Raw genomic sequence first — 20,319 nt, 5'->3', positions numbered from 1 at the left:
CTCTTACTCCTAAACCGGCCAGGCGTAGGGTTCGCCGAACCCGTTCTCGATCGTTTCGACCTTCGGATTGCCCGTCGATATCCCAGAGACCCCGACGACATAGGCGCGGGTGACGAAGGCCTGGCCGCGGAAGCCGAAGACCGCGCTGTCGCCGGGCTTCGGCGCGCCGGCGCCGGACGCATCGATCATGGCGTAGTAGTCGATCGCCGAAGGCGGCGGCACCTCGACGCTTCTCAGCGCCGCGGCGGCCGTGGTCGGGTCGGCCGAGACGATCGCCTTGACGTCATAGTCCGGGAAGATGGGGTCGATGTAGAAGCCACCGCCGAGGCAATAGGCTTTGCCACCCGAAAGATGCGAGACCTCCGTGAGGTAGAGCACGGCGGGCTGTTCCGGCAGGTCTTCCATGACATGCAGCGCCGTGGTGCCGTGCAGGCCGTTGCCCGGTTCGCACTGCGTTGCACCGGCCTCCGCCAAGGCTGCGAGCATGACGCTCGACGTGGTGCCCGGCGCATTGATCTCGATCCCCGTGCGGCCTGCCTTGGCGAGCGCCTCGGCGGCCTTGGTCAAGGTGGCCAGATTGGGCGTCGGCCGGACTTTTCGCGAAGCATGGTCGAAGAGCAGGGCAGGGAAGGTGGTGATGCCCGCGAAGCGGCCGCCCGGGACGGCATCGAGCCGGTCGGCGACCGCAACGATCTCGCCGGCGTCGAAGCCGCCTTCATGGCCTCGGTAGAAGATATCGCCTTCCGCCGCGACGCGGGCGAGGAGGTCCTGCGTATAGCCGGCCGCCTTGGCGCCATTGCCTGCCTCCTCGGCCTTGGTGTCGTTGAAGACGGTCCAGTAGTCTGGCTTGAACGTCCTGGCCGCCGCATCCGCCTCGAACTTCGCGATCTGCTGCAAATGACCGAGATGGCCGAGCTTCATGCCGGCCTTGTGGGTGGCGCGCGCGCAAGCCATGTCGACGGCAACCGCGCGATCGATGCCGCCGCGCATCACCGCCTTGCAGAAGGAACTCGAGCGCCCGACCTGCTTGGTCATGGCGAGGATCTTCAAGCCTTGGCGGCTGGCCTCGTCCTTGAGAAGCCTCGCATTGTGCTCGACCGTGTCGAGGTCCAGCACGTAGGCATTGGCTGGAAGCTTGCCTTGCTGATGCAGGCTGATCGCCGCTTCGATGAAGGCGGGGTTGCGGCGGCGCAGAACGTCGAGAAACATGGAAATTTCCTTCAGCGGGATTTGTCGCGTAGCGACACGGCAACGGCGGTGAGGATGATCAGGCCGCGTACGATCATCTGGTCGGAAACCGAGAGGCCCATCAGGATAAGCCCGTTGTTCAGCATGCCCATCATCAGCGAGCCGACCAGCGCGCCGACGATCGAGCCCTTGCCACCGTTGAGCAGCGTGCCGCCGACGATGACGGCGGCGATCACCGTCATCAGGTCGGTTTCGCCAAGCGTGTATTTCGCCGCCTGCAGGCGACCGGCGTAGAGCAGCCCGGCGAGCCCGGCGAGCCCGCCGCTGATGGTGAGCACGGCAAGCCTGATCCTCGGCACGCTGATGCCGGAGACGCTTGCCGCGCGGGCATTGTCGCCGGTTGCCAGCACATGCGCGCCGAAACGGGTCTCGCGATAGACAAGATGGCCGATGGCGATGGCGATCAGGGTCCACCAGATCAGCGAGGGCACGCCGAGCAGCGAGCCGGAGCCGAAGAAGCCGGTGAAGGCCTCGTTGGTGACCGAGATAGAGCGCAGGTCGGTCATGGAGCGTGAGACGCCGGCGAACAGGCCCATTGTCGCCAATGTGACCAGGAAGGACGGCAGCCGGACATAGGCGACCAGGGCGCCGTTGATGAGACCGATCAGGATGCCCGATCCGAGGCCGACAACGATGCCGGCCGCCATGCCGTAGGAAGCGATGGTGACAGCGGCGGCAAGCGCGGCCACCGCGACGATCGAGCCGATGGAAAGGTCGATCTCGCCGGCCGACATGACGAAGACGAGACCGATCGCCATGATCGTGACCGGCGTGGTCTGCAGCACGATGTTGGAGAGATTGCGGACCGTGAGGAAGCCGCTGTCTTTCAGCATGATGGCGAAGAACAGGAAGATCGCCAGGAAGCCGAGATAGACGACATATTGCTGCAGATTGAAGCGGCTGGCGAAGCTGCCCACCTCGGTACTGGTGTTGGCACTGGACATGGTCATCCTCCGATGTGAGCGCTTCGCCTGCTTCGGTATTTACTTCATGGCGTCCGCGATGGTCGCGGGCACGTCTCTGTTGAGCGACTTCTTCCAGCCGTCCTTCACCGTCTCCTTGGTGACGGCGATGGAATCGACCGCATAGAAGGGCTCGGCCTTCAGGCCGACCAGCGAGCCTGCGGAGGCGCGGGCAAGCGTCACACCGATGCTGTAGGCTTCGTCGGCGACGAGGGCCGCGATGTTACCACCTTTGACCATGTCGAGCGCGGCCGGTTCGTTGAGGTCCAGCGTGACGATCTTGGTGTGCTTGTTGCCGGCCGCGCGAAGTGCAGAAAGCACGCTCAGCGCCGGCTCGGCCCAGGTGACGTAGATGCCGTCGAGGTCGGGATGCTGCGTGATCATCGCCTGCGCGATGTCCTCGCTGCGCGCCGGGTCGGCCATGCCCGACTCGGCCGCGATCTTCATGTCCGGGTAGTCCTGCTCGATGGTCTTCTTGAAGGCGCCGTCGCGCTGGTTGGTGACGTAGAAGTCCGCATCGTGGAAGATGTAGCCGACCTTGCCCTTCTTGCCGAGCGCCTCGGCCATGGCGATGCCGGCCTTGCTCCCCATCTGGAAGAGGTCGTCGGAAACGATGGTGACATAGTCCGTGCCCTGCTTGTAGCCGGCCGGGCAGTTGTCGACGAAGCCGAGCTTCACGCCGGCCTTGCGGGCCGGATCGTAGAGAGAGGCGGCGGTCGCCGGGTCGACTGGCAACGACAGGATAATCGACGGCTTCTTGGCCATCACTGTCTCGACGTCGGCCTTCTGGCGCGCGGCATCGAAGCCGGCATCGGTCTGCGCCACCACCTCGATGCCGAGGCGCTTGAACTCGTCGCGTGCGCCGGCGTTGACGGCGTTGGTGTATTCGCTCATCTCGTGCCAGACCAGCGCGGCGGTGAACTTGCCGTCCTTGATCTGCTGCTCCTGCGCCGCTGTCAGTGTCAGCGAGGAGGCAGGCACCGGCTTTTCGCCGTTCGGTCCGGTGGTGACGCCTTCGGCGGCGAAGGCGTGGACGCTCACGAGCGTCGCCAATGCAGTCATGATGCCCAAAGTCTTGCGCATGTCAGTTCCCCTGATGTTGTGGTTCGAAAGAAGCTCCGGCGCGGCGGACCGTGCCGGAGGATTGGATCATTTCGCAGCGTCGAGCACCGACTGCGGCGCATCGCGGTTGAGCGAGTCCTTCCAGCCCTGCGAGACATTCTCCTTGGTCACGGTCAGTGCCGGCGCGACGACGAAGGCCGGTGTCTGCTGGCCGAGCAATGACTTCATGCCGGCGGCGGCCATGGCGCGGCCGAGCTCGTAGGCCTTGTCGGCGACCAAGGCGGCGACATTGCCGCCCTTGACCATGTCGAGCGCGACCGGCTCGGCGAGGTCGAGCGTGACGATCTTGGTGTGCTTGTTGCCGGCGCCGCGCAGCGCCGAGAGCACGCCGTCGGCCGGCTCGGCCCAGGTCACGTAGATGCCGTCGAGGTCAGGATGCTGGAGCAGCATGGCGTTGGCCAGTTCCTCGGCACGGGCCGGGTCGGAAATGCCCTGTTCGGCGACGATCTTGATATCGGGATAGTCCTTCTCGATGGTCTTCTTGAAGGACTGGTCGCGCTGGTTGGTCACGTAGTAGGTGGCGTCGTGGAAGATGTAACCGACCTTGCCCTTGCCGCCGATGGCCTTGGCCATGGCGTCCGCCGCCTGCTTGCCCATCTGGTAGAGATCGTCGGTGACGATCGAGGCATAGTCTGCGCCTTGCTTGTAGTCCTTGGGCAGGTTCGACAGGAACACTAGCTTGGCGCCGTCCTTGACCGCCTGGCGGAAGGCTTCGGCCGAGGTGACCGGGTCGAGTGGCAGCGACAGGATGACGTTGGGCTTGGCGGCAAGCGCCGTCTCGATGTCGCTGCGCTGGCGGGCGGCGTCGAACTGCGCGTCGGTCTTGACCGCGATGGTGATGCCGGCGCGCGCGAATTCGTCAGTAGCGCCCGCCGTCACCGCATTGGTGAAGTCGGACGAGGTGTGCCAGAGCAGCGCCGCCTTGTAGCCCTTGTCCTTCAGCGCCGCGATGTCGGCATCGCTCAGCGTCACGCTCGAACTCGGGGTCGCGGTTTCGCCTTGCGGGCCGACCGTCTGCGCGTGGGCCATGCCAGCGGCGAGCATCAATCCGCCGGCGAATGCGGCGGCAAGCATTTTCTTCATCAGCATTTTGCAGTCTCCCATTCTGCGTCGTTGGTCGTTCAGTCGGCCACGCCACAATAGCTGGCCATGAAGGTGGCGAATCCGACGATGCCGGCGAGGTATTCCTCGACGTCGACATGCTCCTCGAAAGTATGGCAGTTGCGGATGTCGCCCGGTGCGCAATAGACGGCTGGAATGCCGAGTTCGTTGACGAAGAACGGCTGCTCCGACCAGAAGGGCGCGCCTTCGATCACGCCGCGCCCGCTCATTGCGCCGGCCATGGCTTTGGACAGCATCGCAACTTCGGTGCGTGCCTCATCGATCTCGGCCGCGGTGCCGCCGAGGCGGTGGTCGCGGCCGGCCGGATAGGCGAACTCGACGCTAATTTCCGGGTCGCTGATCGCGCCGCGCACCGCTGCCTCTATCTCGGCGGCGGCCGTGTCGAGGGATTCCCCAGGCAGCAGTTTGCGGATCAGCGACAGGGTGCAGCGCTCGGGTACCGCGATGTAACCACCACCGGCAAGGCCGGTGATCAGCAGGAAGCCGCGCCCGACCAGCTTGTGCTCGGCGCGCGCCGCCACCTCGTCCGAATGCTTCCACAACGCAGTCATAGCGGCGTGGCTCGCCCGAAGTGCGTCCTTGCCGAGCTCCGGCACGCCGAAATAGGCGGATTTGCCGGTGATCGTTATGTCGGTGATGAAGAAGCCGATCTGAGCGGCATAGACGGCAAGCCGCGTCGGCTCGACATAGACGGTGAAGTCGGGGCGGGCGACCTCGCCGGCCTCGATGCGGCCGACGAAGTGCTTGATGCCGGCCGAGACTCCGGTGCCGGGTTGGCCGCTTTCCTCGTCGCCGACAAAGGCGAAGGCGACGTCGCCCTTGAGGCGGATGCCGGCCCTGTCGAGCAGCGAGAGGGCCGCCAGCGAGGCGGCGATACCGGCCTTGAGGTCGCCGGAGCCGCGGCCCCAGACCGCGCCGTCAACGATAGGAGCTGCGAACGGATCCTCGCGCTCGGTGCCGGCCCAGTGCTCGCGCCAGCCGTCCACGTGGACGGTGTCGGTATGGCCGATGAAGAGCAGGCGCTTGCCGTCGCCGGCGCCCTTGCGCTCGCCCCAGATGTTGGGGCGGCCGGGGAGAAAATCCGCGCGGCTCAGGCTGCTCAGTTGCAGGTCCCGCATCTTCCCTTCGAGGAAATCGACGAAGTTCGCCTCATTGCCGGTGATGCTCTCGCGGCCGATGGCGCCGCGGTAAAGCGCCAGAGCCTGGTCGGCATCGAGTGCTGCCCGCAGGCGGGCGGTGATATCGCCGGTCACAGCACGGCCTCCTTCAACGCAGCAGCCTGCGCGGGCGGGAGCGAAATCCGGCCGTCGGGCGCATCGACGCCGAAAAGCGTGTTGTGCAACTGGCCGAGCCCGATCGCGGCGGCGCCGATGAGCGCAGCCCTCGCGCCCAACTCGCTCGCCTCGACCATGACGGGGTAGGGGAAGCAGAGCGGTATCAAGGTTTTTACGCGCGACAGGATTTCCGGCCGCAGGCCGATCGAGCCGCCCAGGATGACCTTTTCAGGGTTGGCGACGGCGGCGATCGCGGCGATGCCCTGCGCCAGATGGCGCGCGGTCTCGTCGAGCACGGCGAGCGCGTTCTTGTCGCCCCGACCGGCATTCTCGAAGATCGCCGGCACGGCGATGTGGTCGCCGGTCAGGGACTTGTAACGCTCGGTCATGGCATGGGTCGCCACCACCCGCTCGAAGGCGCCGGTGCGCAGCGATTCCGCCGCGAAGGGATCGGCGCCGATCGGCATGAAGCCGATCTCGCCGGCGGCATGGGTGGCGCCGCGCACCAGATGCCCGCCCAGCATCAGGCCGCTGCCGACGCCGGTGCCGAGCGCTATATAGGCGAGGTTGTCGATGCCCTGGCCCTGGCCCAGCCAGTTCTCGCCGAGCACCGCCAGGTTGACGTCGTTCTCGATCATCACGGCCACGCCCAGAGCCTTCTCGAAGGCCTCCAGAACGTTCATGGTGTCGAAGCCGGCGATGTTCGGTGCGAGCAGGATGCGGCCGGTCGCCGGATCGGGCGCGCCCGGCGCGCCGATGACGGCGAGGCGTATCTTCTTGCGCGGAACGCGCTGCCGGGCCGCGGCCTGGAAGGCGAGCGTCGCGATCTGGTCGACGACGAACTGGCCGCCGCGCGCATCCGTCGGCGTCGCGGCCTCGGCGAAAATCTGGCAGGCGAGGTCGGTCAGCGCCACGCGCACCTTGGTGCCGCCAAGGTCGACGGCGATGATGTAGGCGGCGTCGTGGACCAGCTCATAGGTGACGGCGGTGCGCCCGACATGGCCGCTGGTGCGGCCGGTTTCCTGCACCCAGCCTTCCTGCTCAAGGCCGCGAACGATTTCAGAGATCGTCTGCTTGGAAAGGCCGGTGAGTTTTGAAATCGAGGCCCGCGAGATCGGTCCGCCCTGGACGATCGCCTCCATGACGGAGCGTTGCGAGAACTGACGGGAGATGCGCGGCAGGTCGCTCACGTCGAACCTCTATTAATTCGTTCTGTCACCGAACTTATTGATCGAGATGAGAGCTGTCAACGGCTTTTAGCAATGACGTGAAGACGCGGCCGCCGGGCCAGCGGGTGCAGACGAGGTCGAGAAAATGCCGAGTAGGCTGCGCTGTCGCCACCAACGACGGCAGCAGAACGTCTGGAGCGGATATCCGAAAGTGCGCCTAGTTCCTGTCGGACGGCTTCGAGCGCATGCGCGACACCGTCTCGCGTTCGGCGCGCTTGGAACGCAGCGGCGGCAGGCCGCGGTCGATCAGGTTCATGTCCTCCAACACCATGTCGCCCATGCGCTTGAAGGCGATGTCGAGCGCGCCGGCGCGGTGGGCCGAGCGGAGGAAGCCGGGGAGGGTGCGCACCGCATGGTCCTTCGCCAGCGGCTCCTCGGGAAAAACGTCGCTGGCGGCAACGATGTGGCCGCTCTTCACGGCAGCCATAAGTGCTGCAAAATCGACAACGCCGGCGCGGCTGAGCAGGATGAAAGCCGCGCCCTTGCGCATCCTGGCAAACGAGTCCGCTCCGAGGAAACCTTGGTTCTCGCTGGTCACCGAAGCGACGACGAAGACGAAATCGCTTTGCGACAGCACCTCGTCCAGCGAAGCCGGTTCGACACCGTTGTCAACGAGGATCGACGGCGGCAGCCAGGGATCGAAGACCTTGGTGCGGGTGAGGAAGCCAGTCAGCAGTCGGTTGAGCGCGCGGCCGAGATCGCCGAAGCCGATGATGCCCACGTCGGCGCCGGAGAGCAGCCGGGCTTTCGCATTTCCATCGCCGCCCCATAATTCCTTGCCTTGCCGGAAGGAGAGGTCGGCGTCGACGATGTCGCGCGCGAGGTTCAGCGCCATGGCGAGACCAAGCTCCGCGACCGGCTCGGCAAAGACGAGGCCCGTGGTGACGACATGGATGCCGCGGGCGAACAGCGTCTCGTAGGGCATGTTGTTGATCAGGTTGGTCTCGACATTGAAGATGCAGCGTAGCGCCTTCAACTTCTCCAGAGTTTCCGGCGCGATGGGCGGCTGGCCAACGATGTAGCGTGCCTCGGCCAGCGTTTCGGCGGGCAGGGTGGCAACGCCTTCCGGTGCTGTCTCGACGATCCGGTAGTTCCTTCGCAGTCGCGCCAACTGCGGTGGCGTGAAGATCAGGTCGAGCGTGCGCGGTTCGGGCGCGCTGATCACCAGCGGCAAGGCCTTGTCCGACATGATTTTTCCTCCCGGTGCGATTGGATCGCGTCAATCACATCTCAGTCTTACTCCCGATGAAACGATTTACAACAGCGAAAAATCGATTTATCGATTGCATTAGCGAGGCAGCACGCGGTTGCCTGCCCTCGGGAGGAGGTCAATGGCGCAACAGGAAGCCCAGCAGCGGCGTCCGTCGATCCACGACGTGGCGGGCCATGCCGGCGTGTCCGCGGCCACCGTCTCCAAGGTGCTGGCCGGCGTCACCACCGTGAAGCCGGAAAATGCGCAGCGCGTCCTCGACGCCGTCGAACTTCTCGGCTACCGCGTCGATCCGCTCGCCTCCGACATGCGACGCGCCAAGCGCCGTATCATCGGCGCCATCATGCCCGAGTTCGAGAGCGAGTTCTTCGGCCAGATGGTCACCGAACTCGAAGGTCTTGCCGAGCAGCGCGGTTACACGCTGGTGGCGGCGTCGAGCCGCGAATCCGAAACGCGCGAGAAGGAAATCCTGGCCCGCATGCATGACTGGCGGGTCGCCGGCGTCGTGCTTGCGCCGGTGCGCAACGAGCACGGGCCGGCCGCCGACTTCATGAAGGCCAACGGCATGACTGGGGTGCTGATCGACCGCGTGCTCTCCGACGACGCCTTCGACACGGTATCGGCCGACAGCGCGGCCGCCAGCGCCGAGGTGGCGAACATGCTGGTCGGCAAGGGCCACAAACACATCCTGATCATCGGCCTTGCCGAGCAGGCGGCGACGGTGCGCGCCCGTCTTGAGGGCTTTCGTGTCCAGGCGCTGGCGCTCGACCCGTCGTTGCGCATCGACGTCATCACGTCGGAAGTCAGCGTCGAGCCGCTCAGGTCGTCGCTGCGCGACTATTTCGGGCGAGGCGAACGGCCGACCGCCGTTTACTCGCTGCTATTGAAGGGCACGCTGGTGGCGCTGTCGGAGTTCCGCCGGCGCGGCTGGCATTGTCCGAACGACATCTCACTGGTCGGCTTCGACGATGCCGAATGGATGCAGGTGACATGGCCGGCGATCGCCGCGGTGGTGCAGCCGGTGCGCCAGATCGCCAGCGAGGCGATGAACCTCTTGTTTCGCAGGGTCGAAGGCGGCGAGGGGCCACCCACGGCGCGGCTCGAACCCTGCCAGGTGTTGATGCGGGAGTCCGTCGGCTCGCCAGGCGGCGGCCCGCATTCCGGGGGAGGAGACCGACAATAGCCCCCATTGTCGAAAACGGAAGAAGGGCGCCGGCCCTGGCCTAGGCATCCGGCGCGATCAACGGAGGAAGGAATGACATCGTCTGTTCTGAAGATAAATCGATTTACCGTTGCTTTGGGCATGGCAATTGCGTTCTCCGCCATCAGCGTGGCGAAGGCTGAGGATGGTGAATACGGCGTGCTGATGAAGACGCTGGCCAACCCGTTCTGGGGCGCGATGGCCGAGGGCGTTGCGGACGGCGCCAAGGAAGCCGGCGTGAAATACTTCCAGCAGGCGGCCGAAAGCGACCAGGCGGCCGAGCCGCAGCTAAACCTGTGCAACACCATGCTGGAGCGCAAGCCGGCGGCGATGATCACCGCCGCCATCAACTCGACCAACCTTCTGCCTTGCCTGAAATCGGCACAGGATGCCGGCATAAAGATCGTCGATCTCGACAACAATCTCGACCAGGCGGTGTTGGACAAGGAAGGCGTCAAGGTAACCTTCCATATCGGCTCCGACAACATAGCGGCCGGCGCGCAGGGCGCCGAATATCTCGTCTCCAAGCTGGGCAAGGACGCCAAGGGACCGGTGCTGGTGATCGAGGGCCTGTCCGGCAACATCACAGGTGAGAAACGCGCCAAGGGCTTTGCAGACAAGCTGAAGGAACTGGCGCCGGGGCTGCAGATCGTCGCTTCGCTGCCGGGTGACTGGGACCGCGGCAAGGCCGCCTCGATCGCCACCGACACGCTGACCGCGCATCCGGACCTCGTCGCCATCTTCTGCGCCAATGACGGCATGGCGCTCGGCGCGGTGGAGTCGGTCTACGCGGCCGGCAAGGGTCCGCAAGTGACGATCATCGGCGTCGACGGCAATTCGGACGCTGTGAAGTCGATCAAGGAAGGCCGCCTCAATGCCTCGGTGGCGCAGCTGCCCTATCTCGTCGGCAAGCAGGCGGTCGAGAACGTCAAGAAGGCGCTGGCCGGCGACAAGGTCGAGGAGAGCATCGCCGTGCCCACGCTGGTGCTGACCAAGGACGTGATCGACGCCGGCAAGGAGCCGATGCTGCAATATGTGAAATAGTCCTCCCGGACTGGCTGGCGCGGGTCTAGCCTGCGCCAGCCGACTTTTTGCAACAGCGAGGCAAGATGGCTTCCCAAACGACGCAGCCCGGCTTCTGGGCTCGGGTGCAGCGCGCATCCGTTGAAAGGCTCCACATCAGGCTGGAGTCGCTGGTGGTGCTTCTGGCGTTGAGCGCGGCGATGGCGCTGCTGTCGCCTTACTTCCTGTCGCTCAGCAATTTCCTCAACATCCTGCTCGCGACCTCGACGATCGGCGTGCTGGCGATCGCCGCGACTTTCGTGATCGGCTCGGGCGGGCTCGATCTGTCGCTCGGTTCGGTCATGGGCCTGGCCGGCGTGGCCGGCGCCTTCGTGGCCGTCAATCTCGGCTGGCCGTCGGTGCTCGCGGTGATCGCCTGCATTCTTGCGGGCGCGATTGCAGGCTACATCAATGGGCAACTGGTCACCCGGGCCTTTGTGCCGGCGTTCATCGTCACGCTTGGCATGCTGGGCCTGGCGCGCGGGCTGGCGCTCGTCATCTCGCAGGGCAGGGCGATCTACGGGCTGTCGCCCGAGATCGTCTATATCGGGCAGGGGAGGCCGCTCGGCATCCCGATGCCGGTGATCATCCTCGTGCTGACCGCGATCGTCGCGCATGCGGTGCTCGCCTACACGCGCTTCGGCCGCCACACGCTGGCGCTGGGCGACAGCGAGGGTGCTGCGCGCGCCGCCGGCATCCGCGTAGAGCATCACCGCCGTATCATCTACACGCTCTCCGGCGCGCTGGCCGGGCTCGCGGGCCTGCTCTTCACCGCCCGCGTCAATGCCGGCGATCCGACCGCCGGCATCAATTACGAGCTTACCGCGATCACCGCCGCAATCATCGGCGGCACCAACCTCTTCGGCGGCCGCGCCTCGATCCTCGGCACGATGATCGGCGCGCTGATCATGGGCGTGCTGCAGAACGGCCTGACGCTGCTTGCGGTGCAGTCCTATTACCAGCAGATGGCAATCGGGGCGGTGCTGATCCTCGCCGTCTTCATCGACCAGTACCAGGTGCGAAAGGAGTCGCGCGTATGACCCTGCTTTCGCTTCGTGGCATCCGCAAGAGCTTCGGCGCGGTCGATGTTCTGCATGGCGTCGACCTGTCGATCGCGGCCGGCGAGGTGGTCGGACTGGTCGGCGACAACGGCGCCGGCAAGTCGACGCTGATGAAGACCATCACCGGCATCTACCGCGCCGACACGGGCTCGATCGAGTTCGACGGCAGGGACATCCTCGCGCTCGATCCCGGCCAGCGGCGCCGTCTCGGCATCGAGATGATCTATCAGGACCTGTCCCTGGCCAAGCAGCAGGATGTCGCCTCCAACATCTTCCTCGGACGCGAACCGACGAAAAGGCTGTTCGGTCTTTTCCCCGGCTTCGTCGACAAGGCCGAGATGGATCGCCAGGCCTCCAGGATGATCGAACGGCTCGGTGCGCATCTGCCGTCGATCAACCGCTCCGTCGGCTCGTTTTCCGGCGGCCAGCAGCAGACGGTGGCGATAGCGCGTGCGCTCACCTTCAACCCGAAGCTTGTCATCATGGACGAGCCGACGGCGGCCCTTGCGGTGCGAGAGGTGCAGAGCGTGCTCGATCTGATCCGGCGGTTGAGGTCGGAAGGCATCGCCGTCATCCTGATCTCGCATCGGCTGAACGACGTGCTCTCGGTCACTGACCGCATCGTGGTGCTGCGCCACGGCAGGGCGGACGCCGATCTCGTCACGGCAAAAACCAACATGAATGAAGTCGTCAGCCGCATCGTCGGCGGCGGCGACACGGCCGCCGCGGCGGCGCACGAACAACGAGGCTGACATGAATACCTTCGGACTGCACACTTTCGCCATCGCCCCGGTCTGGGATATCGCCCGCATCGAGCCGCAGATGGATCGGCTGAAGGAACTCGGAATCGGCCTGATGGAAATCCCGCTGCTCAGGCCTGAGGAGATCGACACCAAGCGCACGCGCGGCTTCGCCAGCCACTATGGCGTTGAGCTCATCCCGTCGCTCGGCCTGCCGCGCGCGCTCGACGTGGTCGAGCGGCCGGAAGAGGCGCTCGACTTCCTGCAGCCGGCCTTCAAGGTCTGCAACGAGGTGGGCGCCGAGGCGCTCGGCGGCGTCACCTATGGCACGATCGGCAAGACCACTGGGCGCGCGCCCACACGCAAGGAGATCGACGGCATGTGCCGCTTCCTCGAACGTGCCGCGAAGTCGGCGAAGTCGCGCGGGTTAAAACTCGGCATCGAGCCCTGCAATCGCTACGAGACGCATCTCATCAACCGCGGCATCGACGCAGCGCGGATCATCGAGCGCATCGGCGCCGACAACATCTTCATCCATCTCGATACCTATCATATGCATATCGAGGAAGAGAGCTTTGCCTCGGGCTTCGAGGCGGCGGCGCCTTTCCTCGGCTATGTGCATGTGTCGGAGGCCAATCGCGGCGTCCCGGGGCGTGGCATGCTCAACTGGGCGGCCTGCATGAAAGCGATCGCCGACATCGGCTATCAGGGCCCAATCACGCTCGAAAGCATGAACCATGTCGACGTCGACATCGCGGGCGGGCTCGCGGTCTGGCGCCCGGTGGCGCAAGACCCGCGTGACGTCATCGAGGTCGGCCTGCCGTTCCTGCGCGAGGAAGCGAAGAAGGCGGGGATCACTTTGGGATAGCGAAGGACCTACTTGCCACCCTGGCGCGCCAGCCAATGGCGGCGTGCTTCCTGCTGTTCGGCAAGCTCGGCCTCGTCCCAGTAACCGATCAAGACGCCAGAGCCGACGATCGGATCGAAATGGTCGACCTTGTCGTCGATCTCGGTCAGCCATTCGTCGGGCACGGTGATGCGGTTGTTGGGCAGCGCCATCCAATGCATCAGGACTTTGCGCATGCGCTCGATGTCGGCCGATGCTGACGGTTCGCGGCCGAGATCGCGCAATTCATCGGGATCGTTCTCCAGATCGAAAAACATCGGCGGCACGCCCTCGCCATGGATGAGTTTGAAGCGTCCATCGGTGATCATGTAAAGCTTGCAGTCCGACACCGGCATGGCGAGCTTCAGCCGCGCGGCGTCGCCGCTATAGTCGTATTCGCTGATCGCATAATTGCGCAGGCTTTGCCGTTGTCCAGAAGTGAGCGGCAGCAGCGAGCGGCCTTCGAGGATGTGCGGCTTGGCCTTGCCGCCGAGATAGTCGAGGAATGTCGGCGCAAGATCGATTATCTCGACCAGCGCGTCCGAAGTCGTCCCGCGCGTGCCATCCGCGTCCGGACGTGGATCGTAGACGATCATCGGCACCTTCACTGCGACATCGTGGAACAGGTATTTTTCGCCCAGCCAATGGTCGCCGAGATAGTCGCCGTGATCTGAGGTGAATACGATCAACGTGTTCTCGAACAGGCCACGCTTTTCCATGAAGTCGAACAGATGGCCGAGCTGGTCGTCGATCTGCCTGATCAGGCCCATATAGCAGGGGATGACCGTCTCGCGGACATCGTCGCGCGAGAAGTTCCTCGAATAGCGCTCCTGCTGGAAGGCCTCGAAAATCGGGTTGGGAGAGACGCGCTCGGCCTCGCTGCGGACCGGCGGCTGGATATCCGCGTTGCCATACATGTCGTGGTAAGGGGCCGGCACGATGTAGGGCCAGTGCGGCTTGATGTAGGAAAGATGCGCGCACCAGGCCTCGCCCTTGGCTTCGGCCTCCTCGATGAAGCGCATGGCGCGGCGTGTCATATAGGGCGTCTCGGAATGCTCCTCCGGAATGCGTGCCGCCTTGTCTGCGTGGACGAGCAGCCAGCCGTTGAAGTTCTCGCCATTCTCGCCTTCGCCGGAATTCGCCCAATGCTCCCATGGGTTCTCGGCGTCGAAACCCTGCTCGCGCAGGTAGCTGTCATAGGCAGGGTCCGGATCGTAGCTGGTCGAGGGGTGCAGGCCGTCGTCGCGCTCGAAGGGCTCGAAACCGCATTCGGCAACGCGCACGCCGATGATCGAATCCCTGGCGATGCCGAGACGCTCCAAGCCTTCCTCATCGGCGGTCATGTGCGTCTTGCCGATCAGCGCCGAGCGCACGCCGACTTCGCGCAAATGGTCGCCCAGCGTGGGCTCGCCGACCCTCAGCGGCACGCCGTTATGCGTCGATCCATGCGAGCGGACGTAGCGGCCGGTATAGGCGCTCATGCGCGAGGGGCCGCACACCGTCGACTGCACGTAGGCGTTGGTGAAGCGCACGCCGCGGCTGGCGAGCCGGTCGATGTTCGGCGTCTCAAGGCTCTTGTGGCCGGCGCAGCTCAGATAGTCGAACCGCAGCTGGTCGCACATGATGAAAAGGACGTTGCGCTTTGAAGTCATTGCTATCCGTCGGAGTGGCTTTCGGAGGAGCGGTAATGCCAGAACAACCAGCGCCTTTCCAACTGGAAGACGAGGTTGTTGATGATCAGCCCGATGACCGAGATGAAGGCGATGGCGGCGAGGCCGCCGGCGATCTGGAAGTTTTCCTGCTGGCGCTGGATGAAGACGCCGATGCCGTTGGTGGCGAGCAGCATTTCGGAGGTGACGCTGACCAGCAGCGCCGAGGCTATCGCCAGCCTCAGCCCGGTGGCGATCATCGGCAGCGAGGCCGGCAGGTCGATGTGCAGCATGGTTTCGAGGCGAGTGAGGCGCAGCGACCGCGCCACCTGGTTCGCCATCAGATGCAGGCTCTTCGAGGCCTCGTAGGTGTTCATGATCAGCGGTACGGCCGCGGCGTAAGCGATGATGACGATCTTGGCGATGTCGCCGGTGCCGGCAAAGAGCATGACGATCGGCACCACCGCGGGCGGCGGCAAGGTGGCGAGCATGTCCATCATCGGCTCGACGATCCGGCCCACGGTCTTCAGCCGACCGAGCAGGATGCCGAGCGGGATCATCAAAACGGCCGCCACCACGAAGCCCGCGAATGCCCGCATCAACGTGTAGCCGATCTGGCCGGTGATCGCCGGCCAGAGCTTCCAGATGGAAAGCGACACCTGCCACGGGCCTGGAAAGAGCGGCGTTCCGGCGCGCCAGGCAAGCGCCTGCCAGGCGAGAAGGATCGCAACCGGGACGATCAGCCCTGAAGCCAGGTCCTTGCCGAGCACGGCCCTCATGCGGGCTGCTCCGTCATGCGCATGTGCCAGCCGGTAAGCTGCCAGCGCAATAGGCCGATAATCCCGTTCATCAGGATGCCGTTCAGCGCGCAGACGAACATCAACGCGTAGACTTCGGGAATGCGGATGGCGAAAGCCTTGCGGATCAGGAGGAAGCCGAGTCCGTCATGGCCGGCGAGCATTTCAGCGACGACGACGGCAATCAGGCTGATGGTCGAGGCGTAGCGAATGCCGGCAAAGATCTCCGGCAAGGCCGCGGGCAGCTTGATCTGCCAAAGCATCTGCCATCGTCCAAGCGCCATCATCTGGCCGCTGCGGATCTGTTCGCCCGGCACGCCGGCAAGCGCGGCGACGCCGTTGATATAGGGCGGCCAGACCGTGACCAGGATGATGATGAAGGCATAGAGGCGGGGGCCGAGGCCGAGCATGAATACGGCCATCGGCACCAGGGCGGCCGGCGGGATCGGCTGGACAAGCGTGGCGACGGGCGCGAAGCCGCGGCGGAAGACCGGCGACAGGTCGCTCAGGACTGCAAGTCCGATTCCGAGGATCGAGGCACCGGCCAACCCAGTCAGCGCACGTGTCAGCGTCCGCAACTCCGCGCCAGGCAATTCGCCCGAGGCAAGCATCGACCAGAAGGCGGAAGCGATCGCGGGAATGTCCGGGAAGTACTTGGCGGGAACCAAGCCCGTGATCGCTACGAGTTGCCAGACGGCTGCGATCACCAGAAAGGACACGACCGCGTTCAGCCGATGCAACGCCGAGAAAGAGGTCAACGACCCAGCGCTCATGCCAGGGCGTCCACCGGCGCGGCCGCGCGGAAATTGCGGATGCTGGTCATCACGTCGTGGCGGGCCTTGAGGAAGACAGGGTTCTCACGCGTCGCGATCTGGTCGCGCTTCTTGCCGAGGCCGATCTTGATCTCATGGTCGACCGTCGTCGGCCGCCTCGTCAGCACGACGACGCGGTCGGCCATGTAGACGGCCTCGTCGACATCGTGGGTGACGAGCAGGCAGGTCTGGCGGAAGCGGATCGCGATGTCGAGCAGGAGGTCCTGCATGTCGGAGCGTGTCTGCGCATCGACCGCGGCCAGAGGCTCGTCGAGCAGCAGCAACTCGCTTTCCGACGCGAGAGCCCGCGCAATGGCGACGCGCTGCTGCATGCCGCCCGAGAGCTGCCAGGGATATTTGTCGCCGAAGCCGCCGAGGCCAACGGCCTCGAGCATCGCCTCGGCTCTGGCGCGCTTCTCGCTCGTCGAGCGGCCGCCGATACGGGCCATGCCGAAAGCGACGTTGTCGCGGTTGTTCTTCCAGGGAAACAGCGAGCGCGAATAATCCTGGAAGACGACCGCCACGCCCTTCGGCGGAGCGGTAACGAGTTGTCCCTTCAGGCGCACCGATCCGGAGGTCAGTGAATGCAGGCCGGCGATGGCAAACAGAAGCGTGGTCTTGCCGCAGCCTGACGGGCCGACCACCGAGACGAACTCGCCTTGGCCGACCTCGAAGGAGATGCCACCCAGGACCTTCACGGCGTCGGCGCCGCGACCGTAGGACTTGGTCAGCCCGTCGACCCTCAACACGATGTCCATCGCTTCCTCCCGACAGGCTGATGAAGCCCCGCCGATGATGTCACGGCGCCATGTTGGCGACCATATCGGCGGCGGTTATGTCCTGCGTCAGCATGCCGGCGCGCTTCATGGCGTCGAGCAGGGGCTGGACGTCCGCTTCGCCGATGTTCACCTCGGGCCTCACGATCGGAAGGTTGAACTCCTTGGCGGCTTCCGGCGTCAGTCCGAGGAACTCGACGGCGGCGGCCTCGAGCTCCGCGCGGTTGGCGAGCAGTTCCTTGCGGGAAGCGAAGATGACCTTGGCGAAGGTCTGCAGGTTCTGAGCGTTGGCGGCGACGTAATCGTCGCTGGCGAATATCACGTCGTTCAAGATGGGCTTGCTCTCATCGGCGAGCACACCTGCCGCCACGACCACAGCGCCGACGGCCGCATTCTTCGACATCGAGGCATAGAAAGGATTGACGGTGCAGGTGGCGTCGATGGCGCCTTGCTCAAGCGCGGCCTCCTGCTGCGGGAAGGGGAGGATGACGACCTGGACATCGTCCATGCTCATGCCGGCCTTGGCGAGATGGTCGCGCCACGCCAGCTCGCACAGCGAGCCGTTGGCGTTGAAGGCGATCTTCTTGCCTTTGAGACCCGCAAGGTCCTTGGCGCCCGACGCCTTCGAGGCCACCAGCCAGAGGAACTTCTTGTCGGGGTCGACCTCATGGCCCAGCGCCATGACCATCTTGACCATCACGCCGTTGAGGCGGGCATTGATCGGCGGCACGGGCGCTGCGTAGCCGACATCGGCCGAACCCGAAGCGATCGCGGCGACGACCGCCGGACCGCCTTGCACTTCGGTGAGCTCGACGTCGAGGCCGGCGGCCTGGAAAGCGCCCTTCTTCTGGGCGACGAAGATCGGCAGGTCGGAGTCGGCGAGCAGATAGGCAAAGCGCAGTTTCGCGTTGTCAGCCATCGCGCCGGTGGCGCAGGCGAACGCGGCCAATCCCGTGACCAAGGCCGCGGCGAGACCGCGACCGAACCGATATTTCAAGGCTTTCGACATTTGTTCTCCTCCATGTGGGCGCTTGCCGTGGTGCTCGTTTCGTGGCACCCAATTGTCTGACACTATCATGGAATTGCCTGACAATGTCAATCAATAAACCTACGCCCTACAATGACGACCTCAATCCGACCCCGCCGCCGTGGGAGAGGCCGAACGATATCAGAGACATGTTCTCCTACCGCCTGGCCCTGCTGACGCGGGTGAATGACCGGCAGGCGCAGAACGTGCTGGTAAGCACCTACGGGATCACGCTCGGCGAGTGGCGGACGCTGGCCGTGGTGAAATATCTCGGCCGGCCATCGGTGCGCGCCGTGGCCCGCGCCACGCAGCAGGACGAGGGGCAGCTCAGCCGCTATGTCAGCGGGTTGATCGAGCGAGGGTTGCTGGAGAAGTCGGTGAGCAGCGAGGATCGTCGCGTGAACGATCTGGCGCTGACGGTGGAAGGCGACAGGCTCTACGCCGAGGTCATGGAGTTCGCCTGGAACCTCAACAAGGAAATGTTCGTCGACCTGTCGCGTGACGAGCAGCAGCAGCTGGTGACGCTGCTCGACAAGCTGTTCCGCGCGCTGACGACCGCCTAGCGCGGCAGACCGCTCAGAACGGGTAGTGCTGGCCCGGATCCTCGATCGTCAGCCAGCGCAGGTCGGTGAATTCGGCGATCGCGGCCTTGCCGCCGAAGCGGCCATAGCCGGAGCCTTTGACGCCGCCGAACGGCATCTGCGCCTCGTCGCCGACGGTCGGGCCGTTGATGTGGCAGATGCCGGACTGGATGCGCGCGGCGACCGCCATTGCACGCCGGATGTCGCGGCTGAACACGGCGGAGGACAGGCCGTATTCGGTGTCGTTGGCGACGCGCACCGCCTCGTCCTCGCCCTTGACGCGGATCACCGGTTTGACCGGCCCGAAGGATTCTTCCGCATAGACGCGCATTGCCGGCGTGACGTGATCGAGCAATGTTGCTTGCACCACAGTGCCCGTCCGCTTGCCGCCAGCCGCCAGCTTCGCGCCCTTCGCGGTCGCATCGGAGATCAACTCCTCCATCTTGTCGGCGGCCTGGCTGCTGATCAGCGAGCCGAGCACGACATGGCCGCGCGGGTCGCCGGCCGGAAGTTGAGAAGCGCGCGCCGAGAGCTTCGCGACGAACTCGTCGGCGATCTTTTCATCGACGATCAGGCGCTCGGTCGACATGCAGATCTGGCCCTGATGCATGAAGGCGCCGAAGATGGCGGCATTCACCGCGGCGTCGATATCGGCATCGTCAAGCACGACGAGCGGCGCCTTGCCGCCGAGCTCGAGCAGGGCCGGCTTGAGGTGCCGTCCAGAGAGCTCGGCGATGATGCGACCCACCTTGGTCGAGCCGGTGAAATTGACGCGCTTCACCGCCGGATGCGCGATCAGCGCTTCGACGATTGCCCCCGCGTCCTTGGGATCGTTGGTGACGACATTGACGACGCCCTTGGGCAGGCCCGCCTCGACCAGAACCTGGCCGATCAGGCGATGCGTTCCGGGGCACATTTCGGAGGCCTTGAGCACCACCGTGTTGCCGCAGGCGAGCGGCATGGCCAGCGCGCGTGTGCCGAGGATAACCGGCGCATTCCACGGCGCGATGCCGAGGCAGACGCCGGCCGGCTGGCGGATCGCCATGGCGAGTGTGCCCGGCTTGTCGGAAGGGATGACCTCGCCGGAGATGTGGGTGGTCATCGCCGCCGCTTCACGCAGCATGTTGGCCGCCAGCATGACGTTGAAGCCGGCCCAGGGGCCGGTGGCGCCGGTCTCTTCCATCATCAACCTGGTGAAGTCGCCGGCCTTGGAGGCCATCACGTCGGCTGCCTTGGACAGCAGCGCGCGGCGCTCGCCGGGGCCGGTCTTCGACCAGGCGGGGAAAGCGGCAGCCGCGGCGTCAGCGGCGGCGCTTGCATCGGCGATGCTGGCCGCCGCGGCGCGCGTCGCCAGTTTGCCGGTGAACGGGTCGATCCGGTCAAAAGACGCGGAACCGGTGGCAGCACGTTCGTCGCCGTCGATCAGAAGTCCGATGTCCATTGGTCTCTCCCTCGCTCCCGATGGAGCGTCGCAGATTGAGTTCAGAAGCCGAGCACTTCGGCGTTTATAGATGCTTCGAGGCCGCCGTCGACAGGCACGTTGGCGCCATTGATCCAGCG

At 65.1% G+C, this 20,319-nt stretch carries 19 protein-coding genes; 6 read left to right on the top strand and 13 right to left on the bottom strand.

Features of this window, described 5'->3' with window-relative positions; translation table 11 throughout:
• Nucleotides 1–9: 9 nt before the first annotated feature.
• The 7 genes from Q0L57_RS32095 to Q0L57_RS32065 form a co-directional block, all read right to left on the bottom strand.
• Nucleotides 10–1,209, bottom strand: a complete 1,200-nt coding sequence (locus Q0L57_RS32095; RefSeq protein ID WP_296747111.1) for an alanine racemase — start codon at nucleotides 1,207–1,209, stop codon at nucleotides 10–12.
• Between the two features lie 11 nt (nucleotides 1,210–1,220).
• A complete protein-coding gene (locus Q0L57_RS32090) occupies nucleotides 1,221–2,192 on the bottom strand; it encodes an ABC transporter permease (RefSeq protein ID WP_296747110.1) in 972 nt (323 codons plus the stop codon).
• Between the two features lie 39 nt (nucleotides 2,193–2,231).
• A complete protein-coding gene (locus tag Q0L57_RS32085) occupies nucleotides 2,232–3,293 on the bottom strand; it encodes a substrate-binding domain-containing protein (RefSeq protein WP_296747109.1) in 1,062 nt (353 codons plus the stop codon).
• A gap of 66 nt (nucleotides 3,294–3,359) precedes the next feature.
• Nucleotides 3,360–4,421 carry a substrate-binding domain-containing protein gene (locus Q0L57_RS32080; RefSeq protein WP_296747108.1) on the bottom strand — a complete coding sequence of 354 codons (1,062 nt, stop codon included), beginning with the start codon at nucleotides 4,419–4,421 and terminating at the stop codon, nucleotides 3,360–3,362.
• A gap of 32 nt (nucleotides 4,422–4,453) precedes the next feature.
• Nucleotides 4,454–5,707, bottom strand: coding sequence for a M20/M25/M40 family metallo-hydrolase (locus tag Q0L57_RS32075; protein WP_296747107.1), 1,254 nt, complete (start codon nucleotides 5,705–5,707; stop codon nucleotides 4,454–4,456).
• Entirely contained in the window at nucleotides 5,704–6,918 is a 1,215-nt protein-coding gene (locus Q0L57_RS32070) for an ROK family transcriptional regulator (protein WP_296747106.1), read from the bottom strand. Before Q0L57_RS32070 ends, Q0L57_RS32075 begins: the two co-directional genes overlap by 4 nt.
• A 196-nt stretch (nucleotides 6,919–7,114) precedes the next feature.
• Nucleotides 7,115–8,146 (bottom strand): hydroxyacid dehydrogenase, encoded by a 1,032-nt coding sequence (locus Q0L57_RS32065; protein WP_296747105.1) that lies wholly within the window; start codon nucleotides 8,144–8,146, stop codon nucleotides 7,115–7,117.
• Between the two features lie 142 nt (nucleotides 8,147–8,288).
• On the opposite strand from Q0L57_RS32065, the gene Q0L57_RS32060 reads away from it, so the two are divergent.
• From Q0L57_RS32060 to Q0L57_RS32040, 5 genes are all read left to right on the top strand, one after another.
• Nucleotides 8,289–9,350, top strand: a complete 1,062-nt coding sequence (locus tag Q0L57_RS32060) for a LacI family DNA-binding transcriptional regulator (RefSeq protein WP_296747104.1) — start codon at nucleotides 8,289–8,291, stop codon at nucleotides 9,348–9,350.
• A 72-nt stretch (nucleotides 9,351–9,422) separates the two neighbouring features.
• Nucleotides 9,423–10,412 carry a substrate-binding domain-containing protein gene (locus tag Q0L57_RS32055; RefSeq protein ID WP_296747103.1) on the top strand — a complete coding sequence of 330 codons (990 nt, stop codon included), beginning with the start codon at nucleotides 9,423–9,425 and terminating at the stop codon, nucleotides 10,410–10,412.
• A gap of 65 nt (nucleotides 10,413–10,477) precedes the next feature.
• Entirely contained in the window at nucleotides 10,478–11,470 is a 993-nt protein-coding gene (locus Q0L57_RS32050) for an ABC transporter permease (protein ID WP_296747102.1), read from the top strand.
• Nucleotides 11,467–12,243 carry an ATP-binding cassette domain-containing protein gene (locus Q0L57_RS32045; protein WP_296747101.1) on the top strand — a complete coding sequence of 259 codons (777 nt, stop codon included), beginning with the start codon at nucleotides 11,467–11,469 and terminating at the stop codon, nucleotides 12,241–12,243. Before Q0L57_RS32050 ends, Q0L57_RS32045 begins: the two co-directional genes overlap by 4 nt.
• 1 nt (nucleotide 12,244) lies before the next feature.
• Entirely contained in the window at nucleotides 12,245–13,099 is an 855-nt protein-coding gene (locus Q0L57_RS32040) for a sugar phosphate isomerase/epimerase (protein WP_296747100.1), read from the top strand.
• An 8-nt stretch (nucleotides 13,100–13,107) separates the two neighbouring features.
• Here Q0L57_RS32040 and Q0L57_RS32035 read toward each other — a convergent pair whose 3' ends face one another.
• Genes Q0L57_RS32035 through Q0L57_RS32015 form a run of 5 tightly spaced genes read right to left on the bottom strand, consistent with a single transcriptional unit; the run spans nucleotide 13,108 to nucleotide 18,160 of the window.
• Entirely contained in the window at nucleotides 13,108–14,769 is a 1,662-nt protein-coding gene (locus tag Q0L57_RS32035; protein ID WP_296747099.1) for a sulfatase-like hydrolase/transferase, read from the bottom strand.
• 2 nt (nucleotides 14,770–14,771) lie between these two features.
• Complete coding sequence (locus Q0L57_RS32030) at nucleotides 14,772–15,545, bottom strand: ABC transporter permease (RefSeq protein WP_296747098.1); 774 nt, start codon at nucleotides 15,543–15,545, stop codon at nucleotides 14,772–14,774.
• Nucleotides 15,542–16,336, bottom strand: a complete 795-nt coding sequence (locus tag Q0L57_RS32025) for an ABC transporter permease (protein ID WP_296747097.1) — start codon at nucleotides 16,334–16,336, stop codon at nucleotides 15,542–15,544. Before Q0L57_RS32025 ends, Q0L57_RS32030 begins: the two co-directional genes overlap by 4 nt.
• A complete protein-coding gene (locus Q0L57_RS32020) occupies nucleotides 16,333–17,133 on the bottom strand; it encodes an ABC transporter ATP-binding protein (protein ID WP_296747096.1) in 801 nt (266 codons plus the stop codon). Before Q0L57_RS32020 ends, Q0L57_RS32025 begins: the two co-directional genes overlap by 4 nt.
• A 40-nt stretch (nucleotides 17,134–17,173) precedes the next feature.
• Complete coding sequence (locus Q0L57_RS32015) at nucleotides 17,174–18,160, bottom strand: ABC transporter substrate-binding protein (protein ID WP_296747095.1); 987 nt, start codon at nucleotides 18,158–18,160, stop codon at nucleotides 17,174–17,176.
• Nucleotides 18,161–18,243: 83 nt separating this feature from the next.
• Between Q0L57_RS32015 and Q0L57_RS32010 the strand changes: the two genes are divergently transcribed.
• The gene (locus Q0L57_RS32010) at nucleotides 18,244–18,741 is read left to right on the top strand and encodes a MarR family winged helix-turn-helix transcriptional regulator (protein WP_296747094.1); all 498 of its coding nucleotides are present in this window, start codon (nucleotides 18,244–18,246) and stop codon (nucleotides 18,739–18,741) included.
• A 13-nt stretch (nucleotides 18,742–18,754) separates the two neighbouring features.
• Here the strand turns inward: Q0L57_RS32010 and Q0L57_RS32005 are convergent, their stop codons facing one another.
• Entirely contained in the window at nucleotides 18,755–20,200 is a 1,446-nt protein-coding gene (locus tag Q0L57_RS32005; protein ID WP_296747093.1) for an aldehyde dehydrogenase, read from the bottom strand.
• Nucleotides 20,201–20,319: the final 119 nt, after the last annotated feature.

Source organism: Mesorhizobium sp. (assembly GCF_024509055.1).
Lineage (GTDB): Bacteria > Pseudomonadota > Alphaproteobacteria > Rhizobiales > Rhizobiaceae > Mesorhizobium.
Note: the sequence above shows the minus strand (reverse complement) of the source record. Positions and strands in the feature narration are given on the sequence as shown.

Bases quoted from the DNA above. Each gene is read 5' to 3' on its own strand.
- Q0L57_RS32095 (WP_296747111.1), bottom strand. From the start codon at position 1,209: ATGTTTCTCGACGTTCTGCGCCGCCGCAACCCCGCCTTCATCGAAGCG.
- Q0L57_RS32090 (WP_296747110.1), bottom strand. From the start codon at position 2,192: ATGTCCAGTGCCAACACCAGTACCGAGGTGGGCAGCTTCGCCAGCCGC.
- Q0L57_RS32085 (WP_296747109.1), bottom strand. From the start codon at position 3,293: ATGCGCAAGACTTTGGGCATCATGACTGCATTGGCGACGCTCGTGAGC.
- Q0L57_RS32080 (WP_296747108.1), bottom strand. From the start codon at position 4,421: ATGCTGATGAAGAAAATGCTTGCCGCCGCATTCGCCGGCGGATTGATG.
- Q0L57_RS32065 (WP_296747105.1), bottom strand. From the start codon at position 8,146: ATGTCGGACAAGGCCTTGCCGCTGGTGATCAGCGCGCCCGAACCGCGC.
- Q0L57_RS32060 (WP_296747104.1), top strand. From the start codon at position 8,289: ATGGCGCAACAGGAAGCCCAGCAGCGGCGTCCGTCGATCCACGACGTG.
- Q0L57_RS32055 (WP_296747103.1), top strand. From the start codon at position 9,423: ATGACATCGTCTGTTCTGAAGATAAATCGATTTACCGTTGCTTTGGGC.
- Q0L57_RS32050 (WP_296747102.1), top strand. From the start codon at position 10,478: ATGGCTTCCCAAACGACGCAGCCCGGCTTCTGGGCTCGGGTGCAGCGC.
- Q0L57_RS32045 (WP_296747101.1), top strand. From the start codon at position 11,467: ATGACCCTGCTTTCGCTTCGTGGCATCCGCAAGAGCTTCGGCGCGGTC.
- Q0L57_RS32040 (WP_296747100.1), top strand. From the start codon at position 12,245: ATGAATACCTTCGGACTGCACACTTTCGCCATCGCCCCGGTCTGGGAT.
- Q0L57_RS32035 (WP_296747099.1), bottom strand. From the start codon at position 14,769: ATGACTTCAAAGCGCAACGTCCTTTTCATCATGTGCGACCAGCTGCGG.
- Q0L57_RS32030 (WP_296747098.1), bottom strand. From the start codon at position 15,545: ATGAGGGCCGTGCTCGGCAAGGACCTGGCTTCAGGGCTGATCGTCCCG.
- Q0L57_RS32025 (WP_296747097.1), bottom strand. From the start codon at position 16,336: ATGAGCGCTGGGTCGTTGACCTCTTTCTCGGCGTTGCATCGGCTGAAC.
- Q0L57_RS32020 (WP_296747096.1), bottom strand. From the start codon at position 17,133: ATGGACATCGTGTTGAGGGTCGACGGGCTGACCAAGTCCTACGGTCGC.
- Q0L57_RS32015 (WP_296747095.1), bottom strand. From the start codon at position 18,160: ATGTCGAAAGCCTTGAAATATCGGTTCGGTCGCGGTCTCGCCGCGGCC.
- Q0L57_RS32010 (WP_296747094.1), top strand. From the start codon at position 18,244: ATGTCAATCAATAAACCTACGCCCTACAATGACGACCTCAATCCGACC.
- Q0L57_RS32005 (WP_296747093.1), bottom strand. From the start codon at position 20,200: ATGGACATCGGACTTCTGATCGACGGCGACGAACGTGCTGCCACCGGT.